Source organism: Puia dinghuensis (assembly GCF_014642875.1).
In the GTDB taxonomy this organism is placed as follows: Bacteria; Bacteroidota; Bacteroidia; order Chitinophagales; family Chitinophagaceae; genus Puia; species Puia dinghuensis.
Genome location: NZ_BMJC01000004.1, coordinates 480,129 through 498,631 on the forward strand (window position 1 = coordinate 480,129; position 18,503 = coordinate 498,631).

At 52.1% G+C, this 18,503-nt stretch carries 14 protein-coding genes; 11 read left to right on the top strand and 3 right to left on the bottom strand.

What is annotated here, in order from left to right:
- The 9 genes from IEY39_RS19870 (at window position 1) to IEY39_RS19910 (ending at window position 15,551) form a co-directional block, all read left to right on the top strand.
- Window positions 1–3,312, top strand: coding sequence for a VCBS repeat-containing protein (locus IEY39_RS19870; RefSeq protein WP_262892869.1), 3,312 nt, complete (start codon window positions 1–3; stop codon window positions 3,310–3,312).
- A 6-nt stretch (window positions 3,313–3,318) separates the two neighbouring features.
- Window positions 3,319–4,989, top strand: a complete 1,671-nt coding sequence (locus IEY39_RS19875; RefSeq protein ID WP_188934850.1) for a glucoamylase family protein — start codon at window positions 3,319–3,321, stop codon at window positions 4,987–4,989.
- A 2-nt stretch (window positions 4,990–4,991) separates the two neighbouring features.
- Complete coding sequence (locus tag IEY39_RS19880) at window positions 4,992–6,302, top strand: glucoamylase family protein (RefSeq protein ID WP_188934852.1); 1,311 nt, start codon at window positions 4,992–4,994, stop codon at window positions 6,300–6,302.
- 5 nt (window positions 6,303–6,307) lie between these two features.
- Complete coding sequence (locus IEY39_RS19885; protein ID WP_188934854.1) at window positions 6,308–7,699, top strand: glucoamylase family protein; 1,392 nt, start codon at window positions 6,308–6,310, stop codon at window positions 7,697–7,699.
- A gap of 4 nt (window positions 7,700–7,703) precedes the next feature.
- Entirely contained in the window at window positions 7,704–8,531 is an 828-nt protein-coding gene (locus tag IEY39_RS19890) for a phytanoyl-CoA dioxygenase family protein (protein WP_188934856.1), read from the top strand.
- 6 nt (window positions 8,532–8,537) lie between these two features.
- On the top strand, window positions 8,538–10,262 hold the full coding sequence (locus IEY39_RS19895; protein WP_188934858.1) for a family 43 glycosylhydrolase: 1,725 nt from the start codon (window positions 8,538–8,540) through the stop codon (window positions 10,260–10,262).
- Window positions 10,263–10,394: 132 nt separating this feature from the next.
- The gene (gene bglX, locus IEY39_RS19900) at window positions 10,395–12,680 is read left to right on the top strand and encodes a beta-glucosidase BglX (protein ID WP_188934860.1); all 2,286 of its coding nucleotides are present in this window, start codon (window positions 10,395–10,397) and stop codon (window positions 12,678–12,680) included.
- Between the two features lie 6 nt (window positions 12,681–12,686).
- Window positions 12,687–14,921 (top strand): glycoside hydrolase family 3 N-terminal domain-containing protein, encoded by a 2,235-nt coding sequence (locus tag IEY39_RS19905; protein ID WP_188934863.1) that lies wholly within the window; start codon window positions 12,687–12,689, stop codon window positions 14,919–14,921.
- Window positions 14,922–14,936: 15 nt separating this feature from the next.
- Window positions 14,937–15,551 (top strand): HAD family hydrolase, encoded by a 615-nt coding sequence (locus tag IEY39_RS19910; RefSeq protein ID WP_188934865.1) that lies wholly within the window; start codon window positions 14,937–14,939, stop codon window positions 15,549–15,551.
- Between the two features lie 8 nt (window positions 15,552–15,559).
- Here the strand turns inward: IEY39_RS19910 and IEY39_RS19915 are convergent, their stop codons facing one another.
- Window positions 15,560–15,781, bottom strand: coding sequence for a hypothetical protein (locus IEY39_RS19915; protein WP_188934867.1), 222 nt, complete (start codon window positions 15,779–15,781; stop codon window positions 15,560–15,562).
- A 128-nt stretch (window positions 15,782–15,909) separates the two neighbouring features.
- On the opposite strand from IEY39_RS19915, the gene IEY39_RS19920 reads away from it, so the two are divergent.
- A complete protein-coding gene (locus IEY39_RS19920; protein ID WP_188934869.1) occupies window positions 15,910–17,223 on the top strand; it encodes a BamA/TamA family outer membrane protein in 1,314 nt (437 codons plus the stop codon).
- A 5-nt stretch (window positions 17,224–17,228) separates the two neighbouring features.
- Here the strand turns inward: IEY39_RS19920 and IEY39_RS19925 are convergent, their stop codons facing one another.
- Together IEY39_RS19925 and IEY39_RS19930 are read right to left on the bottom strand one after the other, a co-directional pair.
- Window positions 17,229–17,546: a hypothetical protein gene (locus tag IEY39_RS19925; protein WP_188934871.1), complete on the bottom strand. Its 318-nt coding sequence runs from the start codon at window positions 17,544–17,546 to the stop codon at window positions 17,229–17,231.
- Entirely contained in the window at window positions 17,530–17,904 is a 375-nt protein-coding gene (locus IEY39_RS19930; RefSeq protein ID WP_188934873.1) for a hypothetical protein, read from the bottom strand. The genes IEY39_RS19925 and IEY39_RS19930 overlap by 17 nt, the downstream gene beginning before the upstream one ends.
- Window positions 17,905–18,027: 123 nt before the next feature.
- Here IEY39_RS19930 and rimP point away from each other — a divergent pair, with 123 nt between their 5' ends.
- On the top strand, window positions 18,028–18,495 hold the full coding sequence (gene rimP / locus IEY39_RS19935) for a ribosome assembly cofactor RimP (RefSeq protein ID WP_188934875.1): 468 nt from the start codon (window positions 18,028–18,030) through the stop codon (window positions 18,493–18,495).
- Window positions 18,496–18,503: the final 8 nt, after the last annotated feature.

Genomic DNA, 18,503 nt, shown 5'->3' on the forward strand with positions numbered 1-18,503 from the left:
ATGAAGAAGGTTTGTCTTTTTTCAGTTGCTTTATTGTCAGTCTTCGTTTTTGATTCCTGTAAGCAAAAGAACACCTTGTTTGAAACCGTTTCGGCTTCGCATTCCAATATACATTTTACCAACACGCTGGAAAAGCACACGGCTTTCGGGATCTTATATTTCCTGTACTACTACAATGGCGGCGGAGTATCCATCGGTGATATTAATAATGATGGTTTGCCCGATGTGTTTTTTACAGCTAATCGTAAAGGGGGCAACAAATTATATTTAAATAAGGGCAATTTTGAATTTGAAGACATCACTGAAAAAGCCGGCGTGGCGGGAACCAGTGATTGGTGTACGGGCTCTACGATGGTGGATGTCAACGGCGATGGATTACTGGATATTTATGTTTGCGCAGTGCAGGGCGAACATAATTTAAAAGGCCATAATGAACTATTTATTAACAACGGGGACGGAACGTTTACCGAAAGTTCCAGGAAATACGGACTGGATCTGGCCGCCTTTTCTTCACAAGCCGTTTTCTTTGATTATGATCACGATGGCGATCTGGATTGTTTTATTTTGAATCAATCGCACCATCCAAATGAAAATCTGACCGATACCAGCAGGCGCAGAACATTTGATCGTAATGCCGGCAATCGGTTGTATAGAAATGATCTTAGCACTACCGGAAAATTTACCGATGTAACGGCACAGGCAGGCATTTATCAAAGTGACCTTGGTTATGGTTTGGGCATTTCGGTGGCGGATCTAAATAATGACGGCTTTGACGATATCTATATCGGGAATGATTTCCACGAAAACGATTATTATTATATAAACAACGGCGACGGAACTTTTACCGAAAGCGGCGCAAAGCATTTTGGGCATTATTCGCGATTCAGCATGGGAAACGATATTGCCGATTACAACAACGATGGTCAGCCGGATATCATAACGGTAGATATGCTGCCTCCCGATGAAAAAACGGTAAAAACCTACGGCAGCGAAGAAAACGCAGAAGTCTATAATTTTAAGATCAAGGCCCATGGCTTCCAGGACCAGGTTTCGCGAAATTGTCTGCAAAAAAACAATGGCAGCGGCCAAAGCTTCTGCGATGTTGCCCTGATGAATGGCGTAAGCGCAACAGATTGGAGCTGGTGCCCTTTATTTGCCGATTTCGATAACGATGGGAAAAAGGATCTATTCATTTCAAGCGGCATCGTGAAGCGCCCGACCGATCTGGATTATGTCCGGTTTATTTCCGACCTGGCATCGCACGTTAACCGCAATGCGTCCGATGAATTTGATGACGAGACCATTGCCAAAATGCCCGATGGCTCTTCTCATCCGTTTCTCTTCAAGGGCAATCTGGATGCAGGGTTTAGAGACGTAAGCACGGATTGGGGAACAGGACAGATGAAGGGCTATTTTAATGGCGCCGCGTATGCCGATTTGGATAATGACGGTAATGTAGACCTGGTGATCAACTGCATAGATCAGCCCGCCGTGGTATTGAAAAATACATCGGCCCCGAAAGATCATCTTGATATTTCTTTTAAGGGGTCTGGCATGAACAAGTTTGGAATTGGTTCCAAAGCCTGGTTGTTCGCCCATAATGCTAAAAATGAAGTGAATCAGTATGAGGAACTCATGCTGACTCGCGGTTTTCAGTCATCTTCCGATACGAAGCTACATTTCGGTTTGGATTCTCTGACTGCGGATAGTTTGCTGATCGTCTGGCCCGACCAGAAATACCAGGTCATTAGAAACCCGACGATCAACAAAACTCTTATTTGCAATCAAAATGATGCAGGCGGGAATTTCAAATACACCGATTTTTTTCCGCCGAAGCAACGTCCGGAACTTCAGAATGTAACAGCCCAGGTGAAATGCGATTGGAAGCATATCGAGAACAATTTCAATGATTTCAACATCCAATACCTCTTGCCGCACATGGAGAGCACCCGGGGACCAAAGGTTGCCGTTGGCGATATCAACAACGACGGCTTAAGCGATTTTTATGTTTGCGGCGCCCGTGGCCATACTGGTGCATTGATGGTGCAAAAGCGGGATGGAAATTTTGAATCGATGGATACGGCTGAATTTTCCAAGTTCCGTTTTTGCGAAGATGTGGACGCCGTCTTTTTTGATGCCAATGGCGACGGCTTTCAGGATTTGCTTGTTATCAGTGGAGGCAACGAACCTTCTGTCAATTCACCTTTGTTTTTGCAGGACCGTTTGTTTATAAACGATGGCCATGGTCACTTTACCCTTAAACCTGATTTCATGGTGCAGCAGCTGTACAATAAATCATGTGTTGCGGTTGCCGACGTTGACCACGATGGGGATATGGACGTTTTTATCGGTACGCTCGCAAAAACAGAGGGAACTGCTTTTGGCACGCCTATGAACTCTTATTTACTATTGAATGATGGGCATGGGAAATTTGATATAACCTCCAATAGCATCATCCCGCTCACCCAACTAGGAACCGTTACCAGCGCTCAGTTTGCGGATGTGAATAATGATGGGTGGCCCGATCTGATCGTGACAGGTGAGTGGATGCCCATCAAGGTCTTTATTAATGATCATGGAAAATTTTCCGAGCACGATATACCGAATTCGACAGGCCTTTGGCAAACCGTATTTGCAACGGATGTAAATGGCGATGGTAAGCCCGATCTGTTAGCTGGCAATTGGGGGCACAATTCCAAACTATGGGCAGGGAAAAACGGGCCGTTGAAATTATATGTCAAAGATTTTGATGGAAACGGGACAGTTGAACAATTGATGTGCTATACCATCGATGGCAAAGAATATACATTCCTGGCTAAAGATGAATTGGAACACGAGATCCCGGTGTTGAAAAAATATTATCTCACCTACAGCGAAGTGGCGGGAAAAGATGTACAGTATGTATTTTATGATCTGTTCAAGAATTATATCGAGCTCAAAGCAGAAACCCTCACCTCATCCTGTTTTATAAACGATGGGAAAGGAAATTTTACAAGAACAGATTTACCAAATGACTTGCAGCAGGCCCCTGTATTCTCTTTTGCGCAATTACCCGGCAATAACAATTTTATAAACTACCTGGCAGGCGGAAACTTTTATGGCACCAGGCCCTACGAAGGACGGTATGATGCTTTATGCCCCACTTTATTTTCATTTGACAAGAATAGCGCCCGGTTCAGCCAACGCGACATACTCCCCGATGTACACGGGGAGGTACGGGATTTGAAATGGTTGCATACGGCTAAATACGGGGATATTCTCGTAGCGGCCCGGAATAATGATAGCCTGTTGTTTTTTCAATACAATAAATAGAGGCATATGAACCGTTTATTTGGGTTTGTGGCAGTTTTAGCGGCGCTGGCCGCGGGGTGCTCGAAGGGCTCGTCCTCTTCCAATACCGTCACTACCGTGCCGACTGCGTTTAAACTCGTAACCGCCACCTTGAACGGAAGCCCCCTGGGGTCATCCTCTTTCGGCGTTAGCTTTTCTCCCGTCATCCGATGTTCGTTCACTTCCCCCGTAGACCATAATTCCGTGGTGAACGGCATTTTTTTGAAGGACAATTCCGGGGCTGCCGTTACTTTTTCGATCACCTATACGAATAATGACAGCGTTGTGGTCATTCAGCCCGGAGCAGCCTTGAAACCCCTTACACAATATGGCTTCGGGTTGACTACGAGCCTTCAATCCCAGCAAAAGATATTCCTTCCGACGGAGTCCGATTACCAGCTGATCACGGCTATCGACTCCACCGATAAATTCCCGCGCATCTCCGACAGCGCCCTGCTCGATCTTGTACAAAAACAGACGCTGGCCTATTTCTGGGATTTCGGCCATCCCGTTTCCGGTCTCGCGCGCGAGCGGACCAGCAGCGGCGACATCGTCACCACCGGTGGCAGCGGCTTTGGCATCATGGCCATGCTGGCAGGTATCCAGCGAGGCTTTATCACCCGCGCCCAGGGCTTCGCCAGGATCAGTACCATCGTCTCCTTCCTGACGAACAATTGTACCCGCTATCATGGCGCCTTTTCCCACTGGATCAATGGGGCCACCGGCGCCACTGTCCCCTTTAGCACCCATGACGACGGCGGAGACATCGTCGAAACCTCCTATCTCATGCAGGGCCTCCTCTGCGCCCGGCAATATTTCAATAGTACCACCGACTCAGGCGAGATCAAACTGCGTACGGCAATAAACACTCTCTACACCGCTGTCGACTACAACTGGTACCGGCAAGCCGGCCAGAATGTGCTGTACTGGAACTGGAGCCCCGACTATGGCTGGGCTATTAATTTTCCTGTCAGCGGCTGGAATGAGGCCCTCATCACCTATGTGCTGGCGGCCAGCGCTCCAACGAACCCCATTCCGAAGGTTGTGTACGACAACGGCTGGGCGCGAAATGCCGCCATGGTCAACGGCAAGACTTTTTACGGGATAACCCTTCCTCTGGGCCCAGACGAGGGCGGTCCGCTTTTCTTCGCCCATTATTCCTTTCTTGGTATGGACCCACGCGGTCTGCAGGATGCTTATGCCAATTATTACACCCAGGATACGGCGCATGCCCGGATCAATTACCTTTATTGTGTTAGCAACCCCAAGAGTTTTTATGGCTACAGCACGCTCTGCTGGGGACTTACGGCCAGCGACGAACCCGGCGGCTATAGTGCGCATGCTCCCGACAATGATGACGGGGTCATTACACCAACCGCGGCGATAGCTTCTCTTCCCTATACCCCCACGGAGTCGATGAATGCCCTTCGGTTCTTTTATTACACCCTTGGCGACAAATGCTGGGGGCAATATGGATTCACCGACGCTTTCAGCCTAAGCAAACTCTGGTTCGACAACGACCGGCTGGCCATCGACCAGGGCCCGGAGATCGTCATGATCGAGAACTATCGCAGCGGCTTACTCTGGAATCTGTTCATGAGCTGTCCCGAAGTACAACAAGGAATGAAAAACCTGGGCTTTACGAGTCCGCATTTCTAATAATGATGAGAACACTGTTCATTGCATTGATCACCCTTTTCGCCTTCATCCCATCGCAGGCGCAGACCCGCCCGAAAAACCTCAGCGACAGCGCCCTGCTCGATCTCACCGAAAAGCAGACTTTCCGCTATTTCTGGGACTTTGCCCACCCCGTCAGTGGCATGGCGCGGGAACGGAGCAATGAGGCCTTTGACTATGGCGACGAAGTCGTTACCACCGGCGGTACGGGCTTTGGCGTCATGGCCATCATCGCCGCAACGGACAGGAAGTATATCGGCCGCGACACCGCCGCAAAATTCCTCCTGAAGATGGTCAACTTCCTGTCAAAGGCCAACTCCTACCACGGCGTCTTCCCCCACTGGATGGATGGAGCGACAGGTAAGACTATCCCCTTCAGCCGGAAAGACGACGGCGCCGATCTCGTCGAGACATCCTATCTTTTTCAGGGCCTCCTTTGCGCCCGCCAATATTTCAACGGCGACAACCCGGTCGAACACAGCCTCCGTAATCGCATCAATTCGCTTTGGAACGACATCGAATGGAACTGGTTCACCCGCGACGGCCAGGAAGTGCTCTACTGGCATTGGAGTCCGAATAATGGCTGGGCCATGAACTTCCCCGTCCGTGGTTTCAACGAATGCCTGATCTTATATATACTGGCCGCCTCGGGACAACACTATCCCGTGTCCGCAGCCGTCTACCATCGGGGCTGGGTGCAAAGCGATTTCTTTAAGAACGGCAGGACCTTCTATGGCTACACTCTGCCGCTAGGCTTTGACTATGGTGGGCCGCTGTTCTTCTCTCAATATTCATTTCTCGGCCTCGATCCACATGGACTAAAAGATCGATATGCTGATTACTGGGAACAAAACCAGCATCACACGCTTATCAACTATGCCTATTGTGTCGACAACCCCAAAAAATTCAAAGGCTATGGAGAAAATTGCTGGGGATTGACGGCCAGCGACACCTATGACGGCTACAACGCGCAATCTCCAACAAATGATCGGGGGACTATCACACCGACCGCCGCCTTGTCGGCCTTCCCCTATGCTCCCGATAAATCCATGAAAGCGCTGCGCCATTTTTATGATGACCTCGGCGGCAAGATATGGGGACAGTATGGGTTTACCGACGCTTTCAACGAAACGAAAGACTGGTACGCATCGTCCTACCTCGCTATCGACGAAGGCCCCATCGTAGCGATGATCGAGAATTATCGTAGCGGTCTGCTCTGGCGGCTGTTTATGAGCTGCCCTGAAGTACAAGGTGGATTAACAAAACTGGGTTTCCAAAGCCCGTGGATCAAATAACAATTATGAGAAAAACGCTTATCGTCGTGCTTTGCGGCGCCACCCTGGTTGCCCGGTCACAAACTACCATCGCGCCCGTGGGGGTGATCAAAGGGCTCTCCGACTCCGCCCTGCTCGATGTGGTGCAGCGGCAAACCTTCCGCTATTTCTGGGACTTTGCCCACCCGGTGAGCGGTCTTGCCCGGGAAAGGGATAACACCGTCAAGGCAGAATATTATTGGGATTATATCAACGAAGCAGATGGCGACCCCAATTTCAGCAGGCACACGTTTGGTCCTGAAGCCTGCGCCATCGGCGGCACCGGCTTTGGAATTCTTTCCACCATCGTCGCTGTCCAGCGCCACTGGATCGGCCGGGACACCGCCCTGCGGAGACTCGTAAAGATCGTCGATTTCCTGACAAAGGCCGATTGCTATCATGGCATCTACCCGCATTTTATGAATGGCGCCACCGGCAAGACCATCCCATTCGGCCGCCTTGACGACGGAGCCGACATCGTCGAGACCTCTTACCTGATGATGGGATTACTTTGCGCCAGGGAGTATTTCGCCGGCAATCCCCCTCTCGAAATCTATTTCCGCAACCGCGTGACGGCCATGTGGCAATACGCCGACTGGAACTGGCATAGCAAGGGTGACAACAAGCACCTCTACTGGCATTGGAGCCCTGCCAACGATTTCGATATGAACTTCCCCATCTATGGATGGAACGAAGCCCTCATCACCTATATTCTATCCGCCGCATCTTCTACCCACCCGATCTCCAAAGAGCTGTATGAAAATTCCTGGGTCCACAGCGCTTCCTGGCGCAATGGAAAAAGCTACTACGGCATTACCCTGCCATTAGGTAACTTTGACTATGGCGGACCGCTGTTCTTCGAGCAGTATACCTTTATGGGGATCGATCCCAACGGGCTAAAGGATGACCAAGGCATCGATTATGCAGAACAAACAAAGGCGCATACCCTGATCAACCGGGCGTACTGCATCGACAACCCGAAGAAGTTCAAGGGCTACGGCGCCAACTGCTGGGGACTCACGGCCGGGGACAGCTACATTGGCTATGTCGCGCATTGCCCCCAGGACGATCGGAGCGTCATCCAGCCGACTGCCGCCCTGTCCAGCTTCCCCTATACCCCGGAATTCAGTATGCAGGCCCTGAAGCATTTTTATTACGACCTGGGGGATAAGCTATGGGGCCCCTATGGCTTCGCAGACGGGTTCAGCGAGACCCGCAACTGGTACGCCAAGACCCATCTGGCCATCGACGAAGGACCCGTCGTCGTCATGATAGAAAATTACCGGAGCGGCCTTATCTGGAATTTGTTCATGCAAATCCCGGATGTACAGCGGGGATTGCATAACTTAGGCTTCACCTCACTTCATTTAAAAAACTAATAGTATGATCGACTTTCGTATATCATCCCAAGAATTAGGCAATTTCCTTCGGGACGGCTACGTCATCGTGAAGAACTTTCTGTCAGGCGCCGAAGTCGAAAAGTTATATGCAATAGCCATCGGTGACGATCTCCTGCAAAAACATGCTTTCGATCTCAACGACCAGTCCGGCAAGAAGACGAAGCTTACACTCTGGTACAATCCGGGGGACGACGCCTATGGATTGCTCACCCGCAGCAGGCGGATGGTGGAATCGGTAGAAATGCTGATGGACGGCGACACTCCCATATGTCATTTTCACAGTAAGCTGATGCAGAAGGAACCGAAGGTAGGCGGAGCCTGGGAATGGCACCAGGATTTCGGGTACTGGTATAAGAACGAGTTCCTGTTTCCGGATGAGATGGTTTCCGTCATGGTGGCTATCACGAAGGCTACCAGGGAGAACGGCTGTCTGCAAGTGATAAAGGGCTCGCATAAGATGGGGCGCATCGAGCATGGATTTGCAGGAGAACAGGTCGGCGCCTCCCAGCACTATGTCGATCTGGCGCTCAAGACCCTGCCGATAGTATATGTGGAGCTGGAGCCGGGCGACGCCCTCTTCTTCCATAGCAACCTGCTGCACAGGTCGGAAGCCAATCTTTCCGACACGGCGAGATGGTCTCTCATCTCCGTCTACAACCGGCAGCGGAATATCGGGTACAATGAACCTAATGGCTCCCATACCGTTCCCGTTCGTATCGTGCCGGACGATGCCCTGATGAAATGGGCTGCCACCGGCGTAACGGAGAGTGCCGGATTCCTGAATAAAGACAAGGACGAAGCATTGAAATAATCCCCGATGAGAAGACCCTTTTATTGGCTCCTTGCTGCGCTGCTGCTGGCCGCTAACGCCCGGGCCCAGCAAAAAACCTATTGCAACCCTATCAATATCGACTACGGCTATACCCCGATACCCGACTTCAGTCAATGGGGCCGCCACCGGGCGACGGCCGATCCGGTGATCGTCAACTATAAAGGGGATTACTATCTTTTCAGCACCAATCAATGGGGCTACTGGTGGAGTCACGATCGGGCCGACTGGCATTTTATATCCCGAAGATTCCTGCGGCCCTGGAACTCAGGCTATGATGAACTCTGTGCCCCGGCCGTGGGTATTCTCGGCGACACGATGATCGTCTTTGGGTCTACCTATACCCGCAAATTTACGGTCTGGATGAGCACCGACCCGAAGGGTGATCGGTGGAAGCCCCTGGTCGATTCCTTTGACATCGGCGGCTGGGACCCGGCCTTCTTTACCGATGATGACGGAAAGCTGTATATGTACAACGGCAGCAGCAATGCCTATCCGCTGTATGGCATCGAGCTCGATCGCGCCACCCTCCGCCCCATCGGCACCCGAAAGGAGACATACCTTCTGCAGCCCTGGCGGTTTGGCTGGCAGCGGTTTGGGGAATATCTGGACAACACCTTTTTAGACCCCTTCATCGAAGGGTCGTGGATGACAAAACACGGCGGGAAATACTATCTGCAATACGGCGCGCCGGGCACCGAGTTCAGCGGTTATGCGGATGGGGTAGTGGTGGGCGACGGGCCACTTGGTCCCTTCGATAAGCCCCAGTCGGACCCCTTCTCCTTCCATCCCGGCGGCTTCGCAAGAGGAGCAGGACACGGCAGCACTTTTATGGACAACGCCGGCAACTATTGGCATATCTCCACCATCGCTATCGGCGTAAAAAACAGCTTCGAACGACGCCTGGGCATCTGGCCGGCAGGTTTCGATAAGGACGGGGTGATGTATATGGATGCGGCCTTTGGCGACTACCCGCATGAACTTTCTGGCGGCGCCTTCACCGGCTGGATGTTGCTGAACTATAAGAAACCTGTAACAGTGTCCTCCACGCTGGGCTCCGGCCACCCTGCCAACGATGCGGTGGATGAGGATATCAAGACCTACTGGAGCGCGGCTACCGGCAATCCCGGCGAATGGATACAATCCGATCTCGGCAACATTTCTACGGTCAACGCGATCCAGATCAACTACGCCGACCAGGATGCTGCCTTCCTCGGAAAGCAGACCGGCATCTATCACCAGTACCGCCTGCTCGCATCATCCGACGGAAAAAAGTGGACCACCCTCATCGACAAGAGCCATAATCAAACCGATGTTCCCCACGACTATGTCGAGCTCCCCGTCCCGGTGAAGACCCGCTTTATCCGGCTGGAAAATCTGCATATGCCTACGGGAAAATTCGCCATCAGCGGACTGCGCGTCTTTGGCAACGGCGGCGGAGAACGGCCTGATTCCGTGAAGCAGCTCATCGTGCTGCGCACTGAAAAAGACAAGCGAAGCGCCTGGATCAAGTGGCAGCCGGTGGACAACGCCTGTGGCTACAACATTTATTTCGGCACCGACCCAAACAAGCTCTACAACAGCATTATGGTTTATGACGCCAACGACTATTGGTTCAAGGTGATGGACAACAAAAAAATATATTATTTTTCTATAGTATCCTTCAGCGAAAACGGTGTCTCACCAGGGACGGCCGTCATCAGGGTCGAGTAACCGGAGCCGACAGAGGAGGCTCGACCGAAGGTCAGACATAAGCGATGTGCGGGAACTGGCCAAATTTTAGGGGTAGGCCAGTTCGCGCACATTATTGGAAACACGACACTCACGATAAACGATTATTCAAACATGAAAACAACAACAACGCTTGTTCTCCTGCTCTTTGTATTTTCGGCTGTACAGGCCCAGCAACCTGCCGCCGGTGGAGATGCCAAAATGAAAGCCTTTGTCAGCAACCTGATGAGCAAAATGACCCTCGATGAAAAGATCGGTCAGCTCAACCTCCCCGGCGCCGGGGATATAACGACGGGCCAAGCCGGCAATTCCAACATCGCAAAAAAGATCGAAGCCGGGCTTGTGGGCGGACTCTTCAATATTAAATCCGTCGCCAAGATAAAGGACGTACAACGTGTTGCCATTGAGAAAAGCCGGCTGAAGATCCCCCTCATCTTCGGCATGGATGTCATCCACGGTTATGAAACGGCATTCCCCATCCCCCTGGGCCTTAGCTGCAGCTGGGACATGGCGGAAATTGAAAAGAGCGCCCGGGTCGCCGCGACGGAAGCAAGCGCCGACGGCATCTGCTGGACCTTCTCCCCCATGGTGGACATCGCGCGGGACCCCCGCTGGGGCCGCATCGCGGAAGGCAACGGCGAAGACCCCTATCTGGGCTCGCAGATAGCCAAAGCCATGGTAAAAGGTTACCAGGGCGATCTTTCCGGCAAGACGGACATCATGGCCTGTGTCAAACACTACGCCCTCTATGGCGCTGCGGAAGCCGGCCGCGATTACAATACCACGGATATGAGCCCGGTGCGGATGTTCAATGAATACCTGCCACCCTACCAGGCAGCCGTAGACGCCGGTGCCGGCAGCGTAATGGCATCTTTCAACGATGTCAACGATGTTCCCGCGACGGCCAACAAGTGGTTGATGACCGATATCCTCCGTCATCGCTGGGGGTTCAATGGTTTTGTGGTCACTGACTATACAGGCATCAACGAACTGACGGCCCACGGCCTCGGCGATCTCAAGACCGTCTCCGCCCTCGCCCTCAAGGCGGGGATAGACATGGATATGGTTGGCGAAGGCTTCCTTACAACCTTGAAAAAATCCCTTGCGGAAGGGAAGGTCACCCAGGCGGAGATCGACCAGGCCTGCCGGCTCATCCTGGAAGCAAAATATAAATTGGGACTCTTCAACGATCCGTATAAATACTGCGACGAGAAAAGAGCCGCCACAGAGATATTCACCGACGCCAACCGCGCGACGGCGAGACAGATCGCTGCCGACTGCTTCGTATTGTTGAAGAACCAGGGTAATGTGCTGCCCCTGAAGAAAGGCGGCACCATCGCGGTTATAGGCCCGCTGGGAGATACCAAGGAAAATATGCCGGGAACCTGGAGTGTAGCCGCCAATTTCTCCAAGAGCATTTCCCTCCTTCAAGGCCTGAAAGACGTGGCCGGCGATGGGACAAAGATCATCTACAGTCAGGGCTCCAATCTCGACGCCGACAGCCTCTTCGAAATGCGGGCGGAGGTCTTTGGTAAATCGCTGCATCACGACTCCCGCCCGGCCACCGATATCATCAACGACGCCCTCGCCGTCGCAAGCCAGGCGGATGTCATCGTAGCAGCCCTTGGTGAATCGGCCGAGATGAGCGGCGAATGCAGCAGCCGTAGCATCATCGGCATCCCCGGTGCACAGGAAGACCTGCTCAAAGCCCTTCTTGCTACCGGTAAGCCCGTCGTCCTGGTCCTCTTCACCGGCCGGCCCCTGACGATAAAATGGGAGAACGACGCCGTTCCGGCCATCCTCAACGTCTGGTTTGGCGGTTCGGAAGCCGGTCACGCCATTGCCGACGTATTGTTCGGCGCGGTGAACCCTTCCGGGAAGCTGACGACCACATGGCCGCAGAATGTCGGGCAGGTTCCCCTCTATTACAATCATATGAATACGGGGCGTCCCCTGGAAGGCAAATGGTTCCAGAAATTCCGCAGCAACTACCTCGACGTCTCCAACGATCCCGTCTATCCCTTTGGCTACGGGCTTAGCTATACGCACTTCACCTACAGCGACCTGAGTCTTAGCAGTGCTAACCCGAAAGGCGACCAGACCCTGACGGCCACGGTGACGGTGACCAACGACGGACCGGTAGAAGGAAAGGAAGTGGTGCAGTTGTATATCCGCGACGTTGTGGGGAGCATCACCCGGCCGGTGAAGGAATTAAAAGGGTTTCAAAAGATCGATCTGAAGGCCGGCGAATCCCGGAAGGTATCCTTTGCCATCACGCCCAAAGACCTGAAATTCTACAACACCGATCTCAAATACGACTGGGAGCCGGGCGATTTTGTCATCATGATCGGTGGGAATTCCCGCGATGTGCAATCCGCGAAGGTCAACTGGGTTAAATAAAAGAGTATGAAACGTATGTTCGCGCGCGGCCTTTTCACCGCAGCCCTTCTGTGGAGCCTCACCGGCATGGCCCAAATCCCACATAAGACCATCCGGCAGCGGGTCGATTCTGTAATGCAGCTGATGACCCTGGAAGAAAAGATCGGCCAGATGAACCAGTACAATGGCGACTGGGAAGCAACGGGTCCCATCACGAAGGAAGGAGACAAGCAAGACCAGATACGCCGCGGCAGGCTGGGCTCCATGCTCAACGTGACGGGAGTAGAGCATACCCGGCAGTTGCAGGGAATTGCTATGAGTTCCAGGCTAAAGATCCCTCTCCTCTTCGGGCAGGACATCATTCATGGCTACCGGACTACCTTCCCCATACCCCTTGGAGAAGCAGCGTCCTGGGATCTCGAAGCCATCCGGGGCGCTTCCCGGGTAGCGGCGCGTGAAGTTGCGGCGGCAGGAGTACACTGGACCTTTGCCCCGATGGTCGACATCGCACGTGACCCACGGTGGGGTAGGGTGATGGAAGGCGCGGGCGAAGACCCCTACCTGGGGTCCTGCATCGCCAGGGCCCGGGTGCAGGGTTTCCAAGGAAGACAATTGGGCGATATCGATGCGGTGATGGCCTGCGCCAAACACTACGCGGGTTATGGCGCTGCCATCGGTGGCAGGGACTATAATTCCGTAGACATGAGCCTGCGAACGTTGTGGGAAGTATATCTGCCGCCGTTCAGGGCCGCCGCGGAAGCCGGCGCCGCGACGTTTATGAGCTCCTTCAACGATCTCAACGGCATCCCAGCCACCGGTAATGCTTACCTGCTGCGCGACATCCTTAAAGGACAATGGAAGTTCAACGGCTTTGTCGTCAGCGACTGGGGCGCCGTAGGGGAAATGATAAACCACGGATACGCCAAAGACAATAAGCAAGCGGCGCTCGAAGCGGCCACCGCCGGCTGTGACATGGATATGGAAAGCCGGAGCTATATCAACAACCTGGCCACGCTCGTCCGCGAAGGAAAGATAAAGATCGAGCTCATCGATGATGCCGTCCGGCGCATCCTGACAAAGAAATTCGAGCTGGGGTTGTTTGACGATCCTTACCGTTTTTGCAACTCCCAGCGGGCCGCAGAGCAGTGGAACAACACGGAAAACCTAAAGACAGCGCAGGAGATGGCGGAAAAAAGCATCGTCCTGCTAAAGAACGATAATCAGCTGCTACCGTTGTCCGGCCAAACAAAGACCATCGCCCTCATCGGCCCGCTGATCAAATCGGGAAGGGAGAACCTCGGTTTCTGGTCATACCAATGGCCCGACGATTCCGAGCGTATCGTTTCGCCCTGGGCTGGTATTCAAAAAAAGGCGGGCAGCACAACGCGACTCCTGTATGCAAAGGGCTGTGGCATCACCGATACATCGCGCGCCGGGTTTGCCGAAGCCATCGAAGCCGCGAGACAGGCGGATGTCGTCATCATGAACGTCGGTGAAGCCCCGGACTTTACGGGCGAGGCCAAGAGTCGCAGTAATATCCATTTGCCCGGGATACAGGAAGACCTCGTCCGCGCCATCAGAGAAACCGGCAAGCCGCTGATCGTCCTCATCAGTGCCGGCCGGCCGCTGGTGTTTAATTATACCGCCGACCATGCCGACGCCATTCTTTATACCTGGTGGCTGGGGACGGAGGCAGGCAATGCCATTGCCAATGTGCTTTTTGGTGGCTACAACCCTTCGGGCAAACTGCCGATCAGCTTCCCCCGCACGGAAGGTCAGATACCCATCTACTACAACCATTTCTCTACCGGCCGCCCGGCAAGGAATGACTCGGACGTCAACTATGTCTCGGCCTATATCGATCTGCCGAATGACCCCCGCTATCCCTTCGGCTATGGGCTCAGCTATACCCGTTTTGTCTATAGCGACATTACCCTCAGCGCTCCTTCCTTCCAGCCCGGCGGCACGCTGACGGCCACTGTAACGGTGACGAATGCCGGAAGTTTCGACGGCCGCGAGACGGTGCAATGGTATATTCGCGACCTCGTAGGCAGCGTTGTCCGGCCGGTAAAAGAGCTAAAAGGATTTGAGCAGGTTGATCTCAAGGCAGGGGAATCAAAAAAGGTGACGTTGACGGTGGACGTGGACAAGCTCCGCTTTTACAACGACAAGCTGCAACATATCTATGAGCCCGGCGAATTCCGACTCTTCGTCGGTGGCAATTCCCGGGACACGAAGGAGATAGGGTTCACGCTGAAATAACTATATTTGAAACCTATGCGGGGGATAAAAAACATCATTTTCGATCTCGGCGGTGTGATCCTGAATATTGATAGCAAACGTACTACGGATGCCTTCGTCGCGCTTGGCCTGAAAAATGTCAAGGAGCTTTTCGGGCTTGGTCATGCGGACTCCTTCTTCAAGGACTACGAGGTGGGAAAGATCACCGACCGGCAATTCATCAACGCCGTCAGGGAGGCCACCGCGCTGGATGCAGACGACCAGGCCATTGTCGACGGGTGGAATGCGCTGCTGCTGGATTTCCCGCCGGAAAGGATCGAGTTGTTGCGACAACTGGGGAAAAACTATCGCATCTTTCTTTTCAGTAATACCAATGCCCTCCACCTGGCCGCGCTGCGAGGCATCTATACACGAACTTTCGGGTCGGGCTCACTGGAAGACCTTTTTGAAAAGACCTACTATTCCCATCTCCTGGGGATGCGAAAACCCGATCGGGCATCTTATGAATATATTCTGCGGGAAAATGAGCTCAATGCGCCGGAGACGCTGTTTGTCGACGACGCGATCATCAATGTGGAAGGGGCCGAGCAGGCGGGATTGAAAGGGCTCTACTTGCGTCCGGGAATAAGCCTGCTGGACTTTCAGTGGTAGTGTCGGGATTATTTAACTTCCTCGAAATCAATATACTCACCCACCGACTGGTTTTTAGCCGGCTGCTCAGGCTCCTTGGGTTGTTCCCGTTGAGTGGCCTGCTGCTGCATATTCCTGAACTGCTGCCGGACAATACGTGTCGTTTTGGCGACGGGCACCAGGAAATGGAAGACGAACCTGTACAACAGGTAAAAAACGATCGCCAGAAAGAAAATTTCTGATAATGCCATAACAAAAATACAGACGAAGGTAGGGAAAGGTTTGCGGCTTTTACAGCCTGCAATACAATTTAACTTTTCCTCATACGTTCTTTACACTCTTACAAGAGCCCCGCGAAAACCCCTAAAACCAATAACCCTTGAAAAGCAGAATACCCCTATTTTGTCTTCCCCTTTTCCTTTTATTCTTTTACCAAAGCCAGGCTCAGCAGCCAGTACGGGATTCCGCATCCGCCGTGAAAGATTCCATCCCTAACGTGAAAGATTCTATCCCCATCGTAGATACGGTGAAAAAAGTGGATACGGTAAAGGAAGTTATCTGGAAGATGACTCCCGTTCCCGAAAAAGACATGGGAAATGTCTGGCACAGTATCTTCAGACCCCATTCCCCCATCGAAGGCGGCAACACCGAAGTAAGGGATACCCGGGTGCACTTGACCCTTTTACCGGCTGGCGGTTATACGCTGCAAACGGGTACTGCGGCCATCATCAGCGGCAATGCAGCCTTCTATACCGACAGGTCACCCAATGGTAAGATGTCCAATATCAGCAGCAGTGTTACCTATTCGCAATATCAACAGTGGATCGTTCCGTTTACGTCAAACATCTGGACGAAGGGAAACAAGTTCAATATCATCACCGACATCAGGTATATCAAATATCCCTCTTCCATTTATGGTTTGGGTGGCCGGACAGATCCGAACAAAGGGTATACCATCAACTTTTCAAACCTCAAGTTCCACCAGACTATCATGAAATCCCTGTCCGAGGATATGTATGTCGGGGTAGGGTATTTTTATGATAAATTCTGGGATATCAAGGGGTTAGACAAGGTTTCGCGCCAGACTACCGCTCAGATGAAAAAGGAGCTGGGCAAACAGGAGGTGGCATCGGGATTGGCAATGCGTTTTTCCTACGACTCAAGGCTTAACCAGATAAATCCGAAGCAGGGTACCTACTATAACATCACCTACCGCAGCAGTGATAAAGCCTGGGGCAGCGACAGTACCTGGAATTCCCTGACGATAGACGCCAGATCGTATGTAGAGTTTCCGAAAAGATCGCGCAACGTCCTTGCCTTCTGGATGCTGGACTGGATGACCACCAACGGGGTACCCCCTTATCTGCTCTTGCCCAGCACGGGATGGGATGATCAGTACAATACGGGCAGGGGATATATCCAGGGGCGCTTCAGGGGGAAGAACATGCTCTATTTTGAAAGCGAATACCGCTTTCGCATCTCCCGCAACGGGCTCATTGGTGGAGTAGGGTTTATCAACATTCAAAACTTCTCGAGCGATCTCTCGCAGCAATACGCCCGCATATTTCCCGGTTATGGAGGCGGCATCAGGATCAAGCTGAACAAATATTCGGATACCAACCTGTGTCTCGACTATGGATTCGGACAAAACGGTTCGCGTGGGTTGTTTGTCAACCTTGGCGAGGTGTTCTAAGAGGATTATTTCTTGAATACCTTGGTAGTCAGCCAGTTGAGTCCATCACCCAATTTCTCGGCGAGGATATCCGCAAGTTTAAGCATGATTTGTTGCAGCCGCTCGTTCTGCAGCATCGTATCCACGAGGCGGAGCCCGGTCAGCTCTTCGCCATCGATCTTCCGGGGCAGCAGCGATCGGACAAACATGCTGCCGGAATGCTGCTGGAAATAGTTGAAATTCTCATCGATCTTTTCTTCCAGGACTTTTGCTTTTGCCCGCAGCCGCCTGATCTCCTCATCGAGGGCATCCATGCTGCGTTCGGCCTTAGTTGGTTTGGGCATGCTCTTCCTCCTCCTTGGATTTTTGGATAACAGCGTGAATGACAGGGTTTACGAAAAGGGCCTTGCGAAAGATGGCCAGCAGCACAAAGACCAGCACGATAAGCAGGGTCACCAGCCCAAAACCTTTGAAATTACTGTGGAAGAGTTCGGAAAACCAGAAGGCGGTCATCAAACCCCCGAAAAGCAGGAAGAGCAAAGCCAGGAACAGTGATAAAAGGATCCAGACAAAATATCCGGCCGATCTGGCAAAAAGGCGAAGACTTTGCAGCCGGTAAATTTCCATTCTTGTTTCCAGGTATTCTTTCAGCAGATTCTTATTATCAGCGAAAAAGGACCCTAAATTATCAGGCTGAGGCATGCGCTTTATTTTCTTAAAAGTACTATAGTTTTGGTGGATATGGGAATTATCGTACTTTTGCCCTGATTAAAGAAACAAAAGAAGGGAACGGGCTCGTTCCCTTCTCTTTTTCCCGGAGGAATCATGGTCAACGAAACAATCAAGGCTGTAGAAAGTTTAGTACAAACTCTCCTGGCCGGAGACCAGGGGTATTTCCTGGTGGATATCCGGATAAAGCCTACGAACAACGTGAAGGTCTATATCGATGGAGATCAGGGCATTTCCATCGAGAAATGCGTACAGATCAACAGGGCGCTGTACAAGCGGCTGGAAGAATCGGGGCTTTTTCCGACGGGGGACTTTTCCCTGGAGGTCTCTTCCCCCGGTCTGGACGAGCCGTTAAAACTGCTTCGTCAGTACAGAAAAAACATCGGCCGCCAGGTTGAACTGGTATTGCAGGACGGGTCAAAAAAGGAAGGCCGCCTGCTGGAAGTGAGTGAAGACGGCATTATAGTGGAAGAAGTTAAAGGGAAGAACAAGAAAAAAGAGGTGATCAACCATACTTTTCTATTCGATAACATAAAAACAACAAAAATTCAAGTAGTTTTCTAGAGCTTTAA